This is a genomic window from Shumkonia mesophila (genome assembly GCF_026163695.1).
Taxonomy (GTDB): Bacteria; Pseudomonadota; Alphaproteobacteria; order Rhodospirillales; family Shumkoniaceae; genus Shumkonia; species Shumkonia mesophila.
This window is the reverse complement of sequence record NZ_JAOTID010000016.1, coordinates 45835-60408: the sequence shown is the minus strand read 5'-3', so window position 1 is coordinate 60408 and position 14574 is coordinate 45835. Positions and strand designations below refer to the sequence as shown.

Sequence of the window (14574 nt, the reverse complement as noted above, 5' to 3'; positions counted from 1 at the left end):
CCGCGCGGCCCGGACAATCCCCCGGGGGAGGAAGCCATGGCGAAATCCATCGAAGCCGACATCTGCGTCATCGGCGGCGGCTCCGGCGGCCTTTCGGTGGCGGCCGGCGCCTCGCAGATGGGGGCCCGGACCGTGCTGGTCGAGAAGGGCCGGATGGGCGGCGACTGCCTCAATTACGGCTGCGTGCCGTCCAAGGCCCTGCTGGCCTGCGGCCACGCCGCCCAGGCGGTGCGCCGCGCGCCCGCCTATGGGGTGACGGCCGGCCGGCCCGCCGTCGACGCCGCAGCCGTGTACGCCCGCGTGCACGGCACCATCGCCGCCATCGCCCCCATCGATTCGGCGGAACGCTTCGAGGGCCTGGGCGTCACCGTGATCGCCGCCGCCGCCCGCTTCACCGGGCCCGGCGAGATCGAGGCCGGCGACACCCGGGTCAAGGCCCGCCGTTTCGTGGTCGCCACCGGCTCCTCGCCCTTCGTGCCGCCCATCCCCGGCTTGGCCGAAGCGCCTTATTTCACCAACGAAACGATCTTCGCGGCCGGCGCCCTGCCGACCCATCTGGTGATCGTCGGCGGCGGCCCCATCGGCATCGAGATGGCCCAGGCCCACCGCCAGCTGGGGGTGGCTGTCAGCGTCCTGCAAAAGGGCGCCATCCTGCCCAAGGACGACCCCGAGCTGGTGGACGTGGTGCGCCGCCGCCTGATCGCCGAGGGCGTCGACCTCCGGGAAGGGGTGACGGTGAGCGCCGTCGAGAAGACGCCCCGGGGCGTGCGCGTGCGCTTCGCCGCCGAGGACGGCGCCGCCGGCGATATCGAGGGCTCGCACATCCTGGTGGCGGCCGGGCGGCGCCCGACCGTCGGCGGGCTGGACCTGGAAGCCGCAGGCATCGCCTATACGGCCAAAGGCATCGCCGTGGATGCCCGCCTGCGCACGACCAACCGGCGGGTCTTCGCGGTGGGCGACGTGACCGGGGGCTACCAGTTCACCCACATGGCCGGCTATCACGCCGGCATCGTCATCCGCAACGCGCTGTTCCGGCTGCCGGCCAAGGTCGACACGCGGGCCGTGCCGTGGGTGACCTACACCAGTCCGGAACTGGCCCAGGTCGGCCTCACCGAGGCGGCGGCCCGCGCCACCATGGCGGAGGGCGAGCTTCGCATCCTGCGCTGGACCTATGCCGAGAACGACCGCGCCCAGGCCGAAGGCGAAACCGACGGCCTGATCAAGGTGGTGGCGACGAAGGGCGGCCGCATCCTCGGGGCCGGCATCGCCGGCACCCACGCCGGGGAAACCATCCAGACCTGGATTCTGGCCATCGCCCAAAAGCTCAAGGTGGGCGCCGTGGCCGCCATGATCGCCCCCTATCCGACATTGGGCGAGGTCAACAAGCGCGCCGCCGGCAGCTTCTACACCCCCACCCTGTTTGCCCCGCGCACCCGCAAACTGGTGCGCTTCCTGTCCCGCTTCGGCTGAGCGGCGGCGGGCAAAACGAGGCGGGCCCGGATACGCCGTATTTGCGCAACTCGCTGAAGACGCAGCGAAAAACGCGGATTCGGCGATAGGATTGTCATCATTTGTCGTCATCTGTCGTCATTTCGCCGTTTTCTCGTTTGGCGCCAAGGGGTTCGGGGGGTAACGCGCTAAAAAACCTAGTAATCAGAATATATACCTATAACGGGAAAATATCAACCGGCGAAATCGGGTCGGGCAGGGACGGCAATCTCCGCAAGAGGGCAAGCGGTGGTACACTCAGCCCCATGCTCCGCCTGACCGCCGGTGTCATTCTCGGCCTGTGCGCCGCCGTCGTTTGCCTGCCCTCGTCGGCGGGCGGCGGCCCGGCGCGGCTGGCCCAGGCCGCCCCGGAGATCGTCGGCAAGGCCCGCGTCATCGATGGCGACACCCTGGAGGTGGGCGGCCAGGCGATCCGCCTTTACGGCCTCGACGCCCCGGAAAGCGGAGAGACCTGCACGGCCGGCGGCACCCCCTGGCCGTGTGGCGAGAACGCCGCCTTCGCGCTGGCCTACGCGACGGCCGAACACTGGCTACGCTGCGAGGCGAAGGGGACGGACGCCGCCGGGCGCATCGTCGCCGTCTGTTTCGCCGGCCCCTACGACCTCAATGCCATCATGGTGCGCGAGGGCTGGGCCCGGGCCTCCCCCGCCGCCTCGCCCGGCTATGCCGAGGAGGAGGCGGCGGCGCGGGCGGCCGGCGCCGGAATGTGGCGTCCCTAGGGGGTCTGTCATGCGGTTGCGTCAGGCCGCGATCAGCTTTTCGAGCGCGTGGTCTTCCGCGCTGCCGCCGTCCGATCCGGCGGCAAAGACGGCGACCGTGCGGCCTCGGCCGTCGCCGATGCTTTGGTAGACCGCACCGACGCTTCCAGGACCGCCCGCGGAGTGACCGGCGACCCGGATCGGCTCGGCCATGCCGGGACGCTGCATCGCTCCCGTCATCAACCCGAGGCCATAGCCCGCCGTCAACCAGGGTCGCCCATCCACGGGGCCGCCGATCGCGTGGCGGTCCAGCAGCGCCGCGCGGGAGGCAGGAGCCAGCAGGTCGCCGTTCAGAAGGCGGTGGAGAGCCAGCGCCGCCTCCGCGACCGGCCCGACGACGATGCCGTGGAAGGCCCATCCCGGATGGTAGTCCTGCCCACCCTCGAACACGGTCGTGCGCATGTCCGCCCGGGTCTCGGCAAGCCGGGAAGCCTGAAGGCCGAGGGGGGCCAGAACCAGCGCGTGCAGCGTCGCTCCCAGACCGGCACCGCAGGTTTCCTCGATCAGGCGACGGACGATGAGGTACCCGACGTTTGAGTAGGCCCAGCCTGTCCCCGGCGCGAAAAGGAGGCGGTCGGCCGGAACGCGGGTGAAGACCTCGGCGTCGGCCCAGGGCTCACCGCCGCGTGCGACGGCCGCGTGGTACTCCGGCAAGTTGCCATAATCGCCGACGCCGGCACGGTGCTGAAGCAGCGCGCGGAGCGTGTAGCCCCTGTCGGCGAGGGGCGCGTCGAGGGCGAGGCGACCGTCCTCCACCAGCCGCAGCGCACAGGCGGCAATCAGCGTTTTGGTGAAGCTCCACCAGGGAACGATGGCCCTTGAGGCCTCATCCCGTAGACGGCCCCTTGCATCCACGACCGCGCTGTAGATGTCCGCCATTCCCGTCACTTCCAGGCGCCCATCGGGCGTCGTGTCAGCCCCTCCGGCAATGCGAAGGCCGGTGCCGGGGCCACCTCAACCCGATTAAAGCAGATTCGCGCGACGCATCGGAAGCGCAAGCGGCCACTTGCCTGTTTCGAAGGGGATTCTCGCACGGGCGCTCTGGCGGAACCCGCGCGCCGTCGCCACGTTTCTTCTGTCCGTCCGTGGCGACAGGAGGAGCCGATGCCGATCACCCTTGAAGGCGGCTGCCGGTGCGGCGCCGTCCGCTTCACGGTCTTGAGCCACACGCCGCAGCCCTTCATGCGCTGCTATTGCTCGATCTGCCGCAAGACGGCGGGGGGCGGCGGCTATGCCATCAACCTGGGGGCGGTGAACGAGACGCTCACGGTCGAGGGCCGCGAGGCGCTGTCCGTCTATCGCGCCGAACTCGAACGCGGCGGCGCCTGCGAGGTCAGCACCGGAGAGCGCCATTTCTGCAAGCGTTGCGCCAGCGCGCTGTGGCTTTACGACCCGACCTGGCCGGAGCTGGTGCATCCCTTCGCCTCGGCCATCGACAGCGAACTGCCGGTGCCGCCCGAAAGCGTGCACCTCATGCTGGCCTACAAGCCGGCCTGGGTGGTGCCGCAGATCGGCCCCCACGACGCCTGCTTCGACGAATACCCCGAGGAATCCATCGAGGGCTGGCACCGGAAGCGCGGCCTGTGGGTGGCCTAGAACCGATTTTGAGGGGGGTGTCCCGCCCCCGCGCCGCTAGGCCGCTGGCCCGGGGCTGGTGTAGGCTTCGGGCATGACGGAACCCTCTCCTCCCTCTCCTCCCGGGCGGCCGGTGATCTTCGGCCTGTCGGCGCGGCTGTTGCTGCTTACCATCGCCTTCGTCATGGTGGCCGAGCTGCTTATCTATGCGCCTTCCATCTCGCGCTTCCGCAAGTCCTACCTGGAGGAGGCGGTGTCCCAGGCCCATCTGGCGGCCCTCGCGCTGGAAGCCACCTCGGACGCCACCCTCGGCCCCGCCCTCAAGGACGAGTTGCTGTTCCACGCCGGGGCCTACGCCATCGTGCTCAAGCGCCCCGACCGCCGGGTGCTGATGCTGAGCAAGGACATGCCGCCCCGGATCGACGTCACCGTCGACTTGACCGAGATGGCGGCCGTCCACTGGCTGGCCGGCGCCTACGGCACCTTGGCCCAGCGGGACAACCGCGTGCTGCGCGTGGTCGGCGATTCGCCGCGCGACCCCGCCGTCATGGTCGAGACGGTGATCGACGAGACGCCGATGCGCCGCGCCATGTACGACTATTCGGTGCGCATCCTGGCCCTTTCCATCGTCATCTCGCTGATCACGGCGGGCGCCGTCTATTTCAGCCTGCAATGGCTGCTGGTCCGCCCGATGCGCCGCATCACCGGCAGCATGGCCCGCTTCCAGGAGGACCCCGAGGACGAGACGCGCATCATCGTGCCGGCGGGGAGCGCCGACGAGATGGGCGTCGCCGAACGCCAGCTGGCGGTCATGCAGCGCGACGTGCGGGCCGCCCTGGTGCAGAAGGAGCGGCTGGCCACGCTGGGCGCCGCGGTGGCCAAGATCAACCACGACCTGCGCAACAGCCTGGCCACCGCCATGCTGGTCCACGACCGCCTGGCCGACATCGACGACCCCGAAGTGCAGAAGGTGACGCCCCGGCTGTTTAACGCCATCGACGCCGCCGTCAACCTGTGCCGCCAGACGCTGAACTACGTCGGCGACGGGGTGGCCAAGAGCGAACGGGCGGCGGTCGACCTGCACGGGCTGGCGCAGGACGTCGAGGACGCGCTGCGCATGGCGGCGGAGGGCGACCCCCGCCAGCAGGGGGTGTTCGATCTCGCCTGGCAAAACGACATCGAGCCGGCCCTGACGGTGGAGGGCGACCGCCGCCAGCTGACGCGCCTGATCGAGAACCTGGCCCGCAACGCCGGCGAGGCCGGCGCCAAGACCCTGACGCTGACGGCCTCCCGGGCCGCCGGGCGGGTCGTGCTTCGGGTCGCCGACGACGGCCCCGGGCTGCCGCCGCGGGCCCGGGAGCGGCTGTTCCAGCCGTTCGTCGGCTCGGCCCGGGCGGGCGGCACCGGGCTGGGCCTGGTCATCGTGCGCGACATCGCCAAGGCGCACGGCGGCGAGGCGACCCTGGCCCGGTCGGACGCCACCGGCGCCATCTTCGAGATCGACCTGCCGGCCGGCGCCTGAGGCCCGCAACCATCGCGCTAGAGCATTTTCCGCTCAGGCGGGATCATTCTTCATCGTCACCCCCGCGAACGCGGGGGTCCAGGGCGAGTGACGGAGCGGTTGCCCTGGATTCCCGCGTTCGCGGGAATGACGACCAATAAAGGGGTGATTCCATGTGGCCGCAAAATGCTCTAGCCCGCAGTTGCCGCCGGCCGGCGGATGTCCTATGACGGGAAGGTCGGAGCGGCAAAGGGGGGGGACGGCGCATGGCTACCTGGGACAGCGTTCAGTATCTGCGATTCGCCACCGAGCGGTCGCGGCCGGCCCGCGACCTCATGGCGCGGGTGCCGCTGGAGGCGCCGAGGGTGGTTTACGACCTCGGCTGCGGGGCCGGCAACATCACCCGGCTGCTGGCCGAGCGCTGGCCGGGGGCCGAGGTCATTGGCGTCGATTCCGCGCCCGAGATGCTGGCCAAGGCCCAGGCCGGCGAGAGCGGCGCCATCCAGTGGCAGGAGGCCGATCTTCGGACATGGCGGCCGGCCAGGCCGGCCGAGCTGTTCTTTTCCAACGCGGCGTTGCAATGGCTGGACGACCACGCCAGCGTGTTCCCGCACCTGGCCGGCCTGCTGGCGCCGGGTGCCGTGCTGGCCGTGCAGATGCCGCGCAACCAGCGCGAGCCGTCGCACGCCCTGATGAGGGAAACCATCGAAAACGGTCCGTGGGCGGCGCGGCTGAAGCCCCTGATGCGCCCCGAGCCGGTGGCGGCGCCCGAGGCCTATTATGACTGGCTGAGCCCGGTCGTGCTGCGCCTGGAGGTGTGGGAGACCATCTACTGGCAGGTGCTGGACGGCCACAATCCGGTGGTCGAGTTCACCAAGGGCACGGCGCTCCGGCCCTTCCTCGAAGCGCTCGAGGGCGAGGAGCGCCAGGCCTTCCTCGACACCTACGCCAAGCGGGTGCTGGCCGCCTATCCGCCGCGCCCCGACGGCCGCACGCTGTTCCCCTTCCGCCGGCTGTTCATCGTCGCCACCTGCTGAATAGTTTTGGGGAGACCAATAGTTTTGGGGACGCCATACTTAATAGTTTTGGGGACACTATACTTAATTCACGTCGGAAGTTGCGGACTCCTTGAGCAGCCGTATTCGTGAATTAAGTATGGCGTCCCCAAAACTCCAAAACTCAATCAGTCGAGCTGCAGGATGAGGGCCTTGAGATAGGCCGATTCCGGAAGCTGGGGGTGCACCGGATGGTCGGCGGCGGCGCCCGTCGCCGACAGCACGCGGCCCTCGCGGCCGGCCTTGTAGACGCCCTCGGCCACCGTCTCGGCAAAGGGAGCCGGCTCGACGTTGTGCGAGCACGACGCCATGAACAGGAAGCCGCCGGGGGCCACCAGCCGGGCGGCCAGGCGGGCCAGCTTGCCATAGCCCTTGAGCCCGCTCGCCAGGTCCTTGCGCGACTTGACGAAGGCCGGCGGGTCGACCGCCACCACCTCGAAGCGCTCGCCGGCGGCATCGAGGCGGGCCATTTCCTCGAAGGCATCGGCCCGCCGCCAGGCGCAGCGCCCGGCGACGCCGTTGACGCGCGCCGAAAGCGCGGCCAGCTCGAGGGCCTTCTCCGAGCTGTCGACGGCCAGAACCTCGGTGGCGCCGGCGGCGGCGGCCGACACCGCGAAACCGCCGGCGTAGCAATAGACGTCGAGCATGCGCCCGCCCTTGGCCAGGCGGGCGACCCGGGCGCGATTGTCGCGCTGGTCGAAGAACCAGCCGGTCTTCTGTCCCTCGCCCAAGTCGGCCAGGAAGGTCAGCCCGCCTTCCTTGACCTCGACGGGGCCGTCGAGCCGGCCCTTGACGACGCGAACCTCGGCGGCGAGCCCCTCCAGCGCGCGGCCGCGGCCGTCGTTGCGCAGCACCACGGCGGCGGGCGCCAGCAGGGTATCGAGGGCGGCCAGCACCTGGGGCAGGCAGCCGTCCATGCCGGCGGTACCGGCCTGCACGGAAAGCACGGGACCGAAGCGATCGACGACCAGGCCCGGCAGGCCGTCGGCCTCGGCATGGGCGAGGCGGTAGTACGGGGCGTCGAACAGCTGCTCGCGCAGGGCCAGCGCGCGGCCCAGGCGGCCGGCGAAGAAGGCCTCGTCGACGCAAACGGCGGGATCGCGGCTGAGGAACCGGAAGGCGATCAGGGCGTGCGGGTTGAAGGTGCCGACCCCCAGCGGCTTGCCGTCGGTGCGCAGCAGGAGGACGATGGCGCCGGGCGCCAGCGCCTTGGCCTCGGCGTCCATGCGCACCTCGTTGGCGTAGACCCACGGGTGGCCGCGCGCCGCCCGCTTGTCGCGGCCGGGCAGCACGAAGACGCGGGGATAGTCGGGGCTGGCGGCGCTCATGGGGGGAACCTTCCGTTTACTGGCCGAGGGCGACGCCGTCGCGGCGCGGGTCGGCGCCGCCGGCAAGGCCTGTGGCGTCGGCCGTGACGCCGTGCAGGCCGCTGGTCATCTCACCGATCGTCACCTCGTGGCCGAGGGCCTTCAAGGCCGGCGCCAGGGCTTCCAGCGGCGTGCCCTTTTCCAGTTCCGTCTTGCCGTTGCGGTTGACGAAGTTGGGAAGGTCGATGGCCGCCTGGATGTCCATCTTCCAGTCCAGCGTGGCGATCAGCGTCTTGGCGACATAGCCGATGATGCGCGAGCCGCCGGGCGACCCCACCGCCTCGACCACCCGCCCGGTGCCGTCGAAGACCAGCATCGGGGCCATCGAACTGCGCGGCCGCTTCTTCGGTTCCACCGCGTTGGCGACCGGCGCGCCGCCCTTGACCGGGGCGAACGAGAAATCGGTGAGCTGGTTGTTGAGCAGAAAGCCCCTCGCCATCAGGTGCGAGCCGAACGGCCCCTCGATGCTGGCCGTCAGCGAGACGGCGTTGCCGTCCGCGTCGATCACCGCCAGATGGGTGGTGGAGACGCCGGTCCGGGTGTCGTCGGGGGCGAAGTTCCACGCCCCGCCGGTGCCCGGCATGCCGGGGAAGGCGGTGCCCATGCTGCGCGTCGGCGAGATTTCGCGGGCCCGCAGTTTCAGGTAGCCGGAATCGAGCATGCCGGCGGCCGGCACCGGGATGAAGGCGGGGTCGGCGATATAGGTGTCGCGGTCGGCGAAGGCCAGCCGGCTGGCCTCGGCGATCAGGTGCACGGCCTCGACCGAATTGGGTTTGAGCGCCGCCAGATCGGTTCCCTGCAGGAGGCCCAGGATCTGCAGCGTGGTGATGCCACCCGAGGTGGGCGCCGGCATGCCGCAGACCATCCAGGCGCGGTAGAACAGGCACACCGGTTCGCGCTTGATCGCCTTGTAGCCGGCGAGGTCGGCGGCGACCATGCGCCCCGGGTTGGGCCTGGCGCCGCGCGCGGCGGCGGCGATGTCGCTGGCGATCGGCCCGGTGTAGAAGGCCTCGGCGCCCTTCTCGGCGACCTCGCGAAGGGTGGCGGCGTAGGCCGGGTTGGCGACGATCTCGCCGGCCGCGCGGGGCTGGCCGTCGGGGCCATGGAAATAGCCGGCGGTGGCGGCGAAGGTCTTCAGATGCTTGGCCCCGGCGATCAGGCCGTGCAGCCGTTCGGAAACCGCGAAGCCCTTCTCGGCCAGGCCGATGGCCGGATCGAACAACTGGGCCCAGGGCAGCCGCCCGTGCTCGCGGTGCGCCATCTCGGCCATGCGCAAAAATCCGGGGACGCCCACGGAGAGACCGCCGACCACGGCCTTCTCGAAGGCCATGGGCCGGCCGTCGGCGTTGAGGAACATGTCGGACGTGGCGGCGGCGGGCGCCGTCTCGCGGCCGTCGTAGGCGGCGATCTCGCCCGTCTTCGCCGCGTAATGCATGAGAAAGGCGCCGCCGCCGATGCCCGAGGACTGCGGCTCGACTAGGCCCAGCACCAGTTCGGCGGCGATGGCGGCGTCGATCGCGCTGCCGCCGGCCTTGAGCATCGCCAGCCCGGCCTCGGCCGCCAGCGGATGGGCGGCGGCGATCATCTGTTTGGTGGAAGCCGCCGGCTCGACGGCGGCCACGGGCGGGGCCTGCGGCGGGACCGGCTCGGCGACCGGCGCCGGCGGCGCCACCGCAGCCGGCGATGCCGCGGCAAGCGGTTCCTCGGGCGGAAGCGGCTCGCAGGCGGCGACGCCCAGCAACAGGATCGCCACCGCCGTCAGGCCGCCGCGCAAGGAAAACCATCCTGTCCTCATGTCCCCACCTCGTCTTCCGAATTTTCTTCCCGCGCCCGTCCTCCCGGCCCTGGCGGGACATCGGGCGTGGCCGGCATAATGCCCGAGAAAGCCCAGATGCGCCAAGCCTTTCACGAAGCGATTGCCGGGGCCGATCCGGGGGGCCTATAGTGCGCCACCGGCCTTTCCCGCCCCCGGCGATGGCGGCGGGAAACCGGCCTTCGCAGAGCCTCGCGGGAGAAAGGACAGTGAGTACAGCGAGCCGCCAACGCGGCATCACCATTCGAGACATCCGGGCCCGCAAGGGCGGCGAACCGATCGTCTGCCTGACCGCCTATTCGACGCCGATGGCGCGCTTTCTCGACCCCCACGTCGACCTGCTGCTGGTCGGCGATTCCATGGGCAACGTCGTCTACGGCATGGAGACGACGCTGGGCGTCACACTGGACATGATGATCGCCCACGGCAAGGCGGTGGCGCGCGGCACCGAGCACGCCTGCCTGATCGTCGACCTGCCGTTCGGCTCCTACAAGGAATCGCCCCAGGTGGCCTATCGCGCCGGCGCCCGGGTGATGGCCGAAACCGGGGCCAAAGGGGTGAAGCTGGAGGGCGGCGTCGAGATGGCCGAGACCATCCGCTTCCTGGCGACCCGCGGCATTCCGGTGATGGCCCACATCGGGCTGACGCCGCAGTCGCTGCACGCCGACGGCGGCTATCGCGCCCACGGCCGCGAGGCCGACGAGGCGACCCGGCTGATGGCCGACGCTCGCGCGATCGCCGAGGCCGGAGCCTTCGCCGTCGTCGTCGAGGGCACGGTGGAGGCGGTGGCCCGCGACATCACGGCGGCCATTCCCATTCCGACCATCGGCATCGGCGCGTCGGCCGCCTGCGACGGCCAGATCCTGGTCACCGAGGACATCCTCGGCCTGTTCGCCGACTTCACGCCGAAATTCGTCAGGCGCTACGCCGAACTCGGCGCCGAGGTGGCGAAGGCCGTCCAGGCCTACGCCGAGGACGTCAGGGCCAGGCGCTTCCCCGGCCCCGAGCACCTGTTCGGACCCAAGAAGCCGTCATGAGCGGGACGTCGAAGATCGAGGTCGTGCGCACGGTGGCCGGCCTGCGGGCCCGCGTCGCCGAATGGCGCGCCGCCGGCGAAACCGTCGGCCTGGTGCCGACCATGGGGGCGTTGCACGACGGCCACCTGTCGCTGGTGCGCGGGATCCGCAAGGAAGCCAGCCGGGTTTGCGTGACGCTGTTCGTCAATCCCAAGCAGTTCAACCCGAACGAGGACCTGGCGGCCTATCCGCGCGACGAGGCGGGCGACATGGCCAAGCTGGCGGGCGAGGGCACCCACCTGCTGTTCGCGCCGACCGTCGGGGAAATGTACCCGCAGGGCTCGGCCACCCAGGTCGCGGTGCCCGGCCTCGGCGACATCCTGGAAGGGTCGTTCCGCCCCGGCTTCTTCACCGGGGTGGCCACCGTGGTCGCCAAGCTGCTGCTCCAGGCCCTGCCCGACGTTGCCGTTTTCGGCGAGAAGGACTACCAGCAGCTTCTGGTGATCAGGCGCATGGTGGCCGATCTCGACATTCCGGTCGCCGTGCGCGGCGCGCCGACCGTGCGCGAGGCCGACGGCCTGGCCATGTCGTCGCGCAACGCCTATCTGACGCCCGAGCAGCGGGCCGTGGCGCCGGCCCTGATCCGCGTTCTCCGGGCCATCGCCGCCGCCGTGCGCGACGGCGCCGATCCCGGCGAGCGGGCGGCCTGGGGCGGCCGCGAGCTGCTGGCGGCGGGGTTCGCCAAGGTCGACTACATCGAGGTCCGCAACGCCGCCACCCTGCAGCCGATCGCCTCGGCCGGGGAGCCGGCCCGCGTGCTGGCCGCCGCCCATCTCGGCCGGGCCCGCCTCATCGACAACATCCCCGTCTAATTTCGGGGACGCCATATTTAATTAAGGCGGTCGCCCTTTCCGCTCGCCGGGCTGCAAACCTTAATTAAATATGGCGTCCCCGAAATTAGGGTGCGGCGCCCCGGGAGGAACGCCGCGCCCGGTGGGATGGCGGACCTAGAAGTTGTAGCTGACCCCGATCTGGCCGCCCATCTGCCACATGCCGACGCTGACGCCCGCGCCCATTTGGCTGTACTGGTCGCCGCTGCCGTTGTCGGTCACCTTGTTGTTCAGCGCATAGAAGAAGCTTGCCGACAGTTCCCACTTCGGCGACGGCACGTAGCTGGCGCCGACGGCGAAGTGGTGCTCGGTGACCGCCGGGAACAGGCCGTTGGCGAAGACCACGTTCTCGTGAACCGGCGACGGGCCGTAGTTGTAGCCGGCGCGCACCGTGTACCGATCGTTCAGGCGATGCTGGGCGCCCAGCATGAACACCGGCTCGCTTTCCCAGCCGAAGCCGCCGGCCGCCGGCGTTTTGCCGATGGGATAGACGGAGTTCCAGGCGATGTACTTGATGTCGAAGGCGATGTCGGTCTGCGGCGTGGGGCGGTAGACGAAGCCGACGGTGCCGTGGGCCGGAACGTCGAGGGATCCGAGGAACAGGTCGCCGTAATTGTCGAAGTACTGGAACCACGTCGGCGACGACAGGCTGGCCCCGAAGCTCAGCTGCTCGTTGGCGTCCCACAGGCCGCCCAGGGTAAAGCCGATGCCCCAGATCGACTCGCGCTTGTTGTTGCCGGCGGTCTGCGCAAAGTTGTTATTGGTCGCCATGTTCGACTTGAAATCGGCCCAGCCGATGTTGACGCTGGCGCCGTAAGCCGACCAGTCGTTGGGTGCCCAGGTGGCGGTCGGCTTGACATGGAGAAGCCGATAGGTGACCTCGCTGTCATAGCCATTGACGCCAAAACCGGTGCCGGTTCGCGACGTTTCGTATTTGGTGTCCATGCCGCCGCTGCCGGACGCGGAAAGGCCGAGGGTGACCTCGGGGCTGACGTGATAGTTGACCCCGGCCGATCCTTCCATGAAATTTTCGTGCTGGCTGTCTTCGTTGGCTTTGGGAAGGCTGTTGTTGGTCGCTCCCGAGCGATCCAGCGAGCGCTCCGGATGGAACCAGCCGGGCGACACCGTGACCTGGTTCTTGACGCGCCCCATCAGGGCGGGATTGATGACGCCGCTGGTGGCGTCCTGGGGCAGGGCGACGCCGGCGCCGGCCATGCCGCAGTTCTTGGCCCCGACGCAGATGCCCATGTAGCCGTTGGTGGCCGCCGCCGGCGTGGCGGTGAGCGCGAGCGCGGCCACCGCAAGGCCGGCTCCGAGGGCGGTGGATGTGGTGAACGTCTTCCTCATTGTTCCTCTCCATCTTTTTTTGTTTTCGATCCCCGCCCAGGTTTTCCCGACGTGCTTTCCGGTGGTGGCCGGTGCGATCGATAATCAGATACCCGTAAAAACATTAGGGATATCTAATTTTCATGGTTCTAATACAAAAAACAGGTCTCGGCTAGCCCTTCTTTGCACCAGCACGTTGCAATTTGTGAGGATGGGAATGACAAGAATTCGCGGCGACGGGCCGGCGATCGGCGGAAACCCTGGGTTGATGGGGCGCCCGGCGACTTTCGCGCCGTTCGCGACCCGCCTGGCCGTTATCGCCGGTAGAAGAGGGTAAGGACGAGCGAGGAGCCGATAAGGGCGAGCGAGGCCATCTCGCGCCAGCCGATCGGCTCGCCCAGGATGAGGCTGCCGCTGAGAACGCCGACGACCGGGATCATCAGGGTGCCGATGGCCGAAACGTTGGCCGGAAACAGGGTGATCACCTTGAGGAAGGCCCAACTGCAAAAGCCGATGGGCACCACGATGACGAAGACGAGGGTGGCCAGCGCCAGCGGCGACAGCGCGGGCAGCGTCCATCCCTCGACCATTCCGGCCAGCAGCGCGATGGGGATCGAGGAGACGATGAGCTGCCAGGCGGCCAGCGCCAGGGGCGGCATTTCCCAGACGACGCGCTTGAGCAGCACGATGCCGACCCCCCAGAACATGGCCGCCACCAGCATGTAGACGATGCCCCACGGGGCACCGCGCAGGGCCGCCAGATCGCCCGACAGCAGCACGGCCACCCCGGCCATGCCCAGCACGAGGGCGATGCCGAGCCGCCGGGTCACCGCCTCGCCCAGCAGCACGGCGCCGGCCAGCGACGCCCACAGCGGCATGGTGTAGGCGACGAGCACGGCCCGCCCCGAGGACATCTGGCTCAAGCCCAGCGCGCTGAACAGATGCCAGCCGCCGACATTGATCAGCGAGACGACGATCAGCGCCGTCCATTTGCGGCGCGGCACCGCCAGCGGCTGCCCGACCATGCGCGCGAACGCCATCAGGATGAGCCCACCCGCCGGCAGCGTCACCTCGCGGAAGGTCCACGGCGACATTTCGTTGAGAACGATCTTCATGGCCGGCCAGGCAAGACCCCACGCCAGCGTGACGAGGGCCAGCAGGACCAGCCCGTCGCGCGGCAGGCCGCCCGGGCCGTCAGGCCTTGCGGGGGCCATGGGCGATGGGCATGACGTACTGGGGCTCGGTGTCCCAGGGGAAGTAGACCCAGGTTTCCTGGCTGACCTCGCTGACGCAGGTGTCGACCAGGGGCCGCCCCTTGGGCTTGGCGTAGACGGTGGCGAAGTGGGCCTTGGGCAGGATGCGGCGCGCCTCCTTGGCGGTGGTCCCGGTGTCGACCAGGTCGTCGATGAGCAGCCAGCCCTCGCCCTCTTCGGCGGCGGCGCGCTCGGGAATCTTCAGCACGTTGAGCGTGCCCATGACCTGTTCGTCGTAGGTGGAGATGCACAGCGTGTCGACGACGAAGATGTTGAGCTCGCGGGCGATGATGGCGGCCGGCACCAGGCCGCCGCGGGTCAGCGCGATGACGCCCTTCCATGGCCCCATGTCCATCAGCTTGACGGCCAGCTTCTTGGTGTCGCGATGGACCTCGACCCAGGTGACCGCGTGGTTGATGACGTCGTCTCTGAAGTTGGGCATGACATCCGTCTTTCGTGATGGTTTGGCCCGACCCGGGCGGCGACTTTTACCCCGACGCCCACCGTCCAG

The 14574-nt window shown here is 69.6% G+C and carries 13 protein-coding genes; 7 read left to right on the top strand and 6 right to left on the bottom strand.

Annotation, left to right across the window (positions count from 1 at the left end; all coding sequences use genetic code 11):
• The first annotated feature begins 36 nt into the window (after nt 1-36).
• The gene (locus ODR01_RS21140) at nt 37-1470 is read left to right on the top strand and encodes a dihydrolipoyl dehydrogenase family protein (RefSeq protein ID WP_316979692.1); all 1434 of its coding nucleotides are present in this window, start codon (nt 37-39) and stop codon (nt 1468-1470) included.
• Nucleotides 1471-1754: 284 nt separating this feature from the next.
• The gene (locus ODR01_RS21135; protein WP_316979691.1) at nt 1755-2228 is read left to right on the top strand and encodes a thermonuclease family protein; all 474 of its coding nucleotides are present in this window, start codon (nt 1755-1757) and stop codon (nt 2226-2228) included.
• Nucleotides 2229-2249: 21 nt separating this feature from the next.
• On the opposite strand, the gene ODR01_RS21130 is transcribed toward ODR01_RS21135, so the two are convergent.
• Nucleotides 2250-3146: a serine hydrolase domain-containing protein gene (locus ODR01_RS21130; protein ID WP_316979690.1), complete on the bottom strand. Its 897-nt coding sequence runs from the start codon at nt 3144-3146 to the stop codon at nt 2250-2252.
• Between the two features lie 225 nt (nt 3147-3371).
• Here ODR01_RS21130 and ODR01_RS21125 point away from each other — a divergent pair, with 225 nt between their 5' ends.
• From ODR01_RS21125 to tam, 3 genes are all read left to right on the top strand, one after another.
• On the top strand, nt 3372-3863 hold the full coding sequence (locus ODR01_RS21125) for a GFA family protein (RefSeq protein WP_316979689.1): 492 nt from the start codon (nt 3372-3374) through the stop codon (nt 3861-3863).
• A 73-nt stretch (nt 3864-3936) separates the two neighbouring features.
• Entirely contained in the window at nt 3937-5364 is a 1428-nt protein-coding gene (locus tag ODR01_RS21120) for a sensor histidine kinase (protein ID WP_316979688.1), read from the top strand.
• Between the two features lie 245 nt (nt 5365-5609).
• Nucleotides 5610-6380: a trans-aconitate 2-methyltransferase gene (gene tam / locus ODR01_RS21115; RefSeq protein ID WP_316979687.1), complete on the top strand. Its 771-nt coding sequence runs from the start codon at nt 5610-5612 to the stop codon at nt 6378-6380.
• Nucleotides 6381-6526: 146 nt separating this feature from the next.
• Here tam and ODR01_RS21110 read toward each other — a convergent pair whose 3' ends face one another.
• Both ODR01_RS21110 and ggt read right to left on the bottom strand, forming a co-directional pair.
• Nucleotides 6527-7726: a class I SAM-dependent rRNA methyltransferase gene (locus ODR01_RS21110; RefSeq protein WP_316979686.1), complete on the bottom strand. Its 1200-nt coding sequence runs from the start codon at nt 7724-7726 to the stop codon at nt 6527-6529.
• 16 nt (nt 7727-7742) lie between these two features.
• A complete protein-coding gene (gene ggt / locus ODR01_RS21105; protein WP_316979685.1) occupies nt 7743-9560 on the bottom strand; it encodes a gamma-glutamyltransferase in 1818 nt (605 codons plus the stop codon).
• Nucleotides 9561-9787: 227 nt separating this feature from the next.
• Here ggt and panB point away from each other — a divergent pair, with 227 nt between their 5' ends.
• A complete protein-coding gene (gene panB, locus ODR01_RS21100; RefSeq protein WP_316979684.1) occupies nt 9788-10615 on the top strand; it encodes a 3-methyl-2-oxobutanoate hydroxymethyltransferase in 828 nt (275 codons plus the stop codon).
• Nucleotides 10612-11466, top strand: coding sequence for a pantoate--beta-alanine ligase (gene panC, locus ODR01_RS21095; protein ID WP_316979683.1), 855 nt, complete (start codon nt 10612-10614; stop codon nt 11464-11466). The genes panB and panC overlap by 4 nt, the downstream gene beginning before the upstream one ends.
• 135 nt (nt 11467-11601) lie before the next feature.
• Here panC and ODR01_RS21090 read toward each other — a convergent pair whose 3' ends face one another.
• The 3 genes from ODR01_RS21090 to gpt form a co-directional block, all read right to left on the bottom strand.
• Nucleotides 11602-12831: an OmpP1/FadL family transporter gene (locus tag ODR01_RS21090; RefSeq protein ID WP_316979682.1), complete on the bottom strand. Its 1230-nt coding sequence runs from the start codon at nt 12829-12831 to the stop codon at nt 11602-11604.
• Between the two features lie 293 nt (nt 12832-13124).
• Nucleotides 13125-14024 (bottom strand): DMT family transporter, encoded by a 900-nt coding sequence (locus tag ODR01_RS21085; protein WP_316979681.1) that lies wholly within the window; start codon nt 14022-14024, stop codon nt 13125-13127.
• Nucleotides 14005-14505 carry a xanthine phosphoribosyltransferase gene (gene gpt / locus ODR01_RS21080; protein WP_316979680.1) on the bottom strand — a complete coding sequence of 167 codons (501 nt, stop codon included), beginning with the start codon at nt 14503-14505 and terminating at the stop codon, nt 14005-14007. Before gpt ends, ODR01_RS21085 begins: the two co-directional genes overlap by 20 nt.
• Nucleotides 14506-14574 lie beyond the last annotated feature (69 nt).

Excerpts from the sequence above, each read along its gene's own strand:
- ODR01_RS21120 (WP_316979688.1), top strand. The coding sequence starts at position 3,937 with ATGACGGAACCCTCTCCTCCCTCTCCTCCCGGGCGGCCGGTGATCTTC.
- ggt (WP_316979685.1), bottom strand. The coding sequence starts at position 9,560 with ATGAGGACAGGATGGTTTTCCTTGCGCGGCGGCCTGACGGCGGTGGCG.
- ODR01_RS21090 (WP_316979682.1), bottom strand. The coding sequence starts at position 12,831 with ATGAGGAAGACGTTCACCACATCCACCGCCCTCGGAGCCGGCCTTGCG.
- panC (WP_316979683.1), top strand. The coding sequence starts at position 10,612 with ATGAGCGGGACGTCGAAGATCGAGGTCGTGCGCACGGTGGCCGGCCTG.
- tam (WP_316979687.1), top strand. The coding sequence starts at position 5,610 with ATGGCTACCTGGGACAGCGTTCAGTATCTGCGATTCGCCACCGAGCGG.
- ODR01_RS21125 (WP_316979689.1), top strand. The coding sequence starts at position 3,372 with ATGCCGATCACCCTTGAAGGCGGCTGCCGGTGCGGCGCCGTCCGCTTC.
- ODR01_RS21135 (WP_316979691.1), top strand. The coding sequence starts at position 1,755 with ATGCTCCGCCTGACCGCCGGTGTCATTCTCGGCCTGTGCGCCGCCGTC.
- gpt (WP_316979680.1), bottom strand. The coding sequence starts at position 14,505 with ATGCCCAACTTCAGAGACGACGTCATCAACCACGCGGTCACCTGGGTC.
- ODR01_RS21110 (WP_316979686.1), bottom strand. The coding sequence starts at position 7,726 with ATGAGCGCCGCCAGCCCCGACTATCCCCGCGTCTTCGTGCTGCCCGGC.
- ODR01_RS21130 (WP_316979690.1), bottom strand. The coding sequence starts at position 3,146 with ATGGCGGACATCTACAGCGCGGTCGTGGATGCAAGGGGCCGTCTACGG.
- ODR01_RS21085 (WP_316979681.1), bottom strand. The coding sequence starts at position 14,024 with ATGGCCCCCGCAAGGCCTGACGGCCCGGGCGGCCTGCCGCGCGACGGG.
- ODR01_RS21140 (WP_316979692.1), top strand. The coding sequence starts at position 37 with ATGGCGAAATCCATCGAAGCCGACATCTGCGTCATCGGCGGCGGCTCC.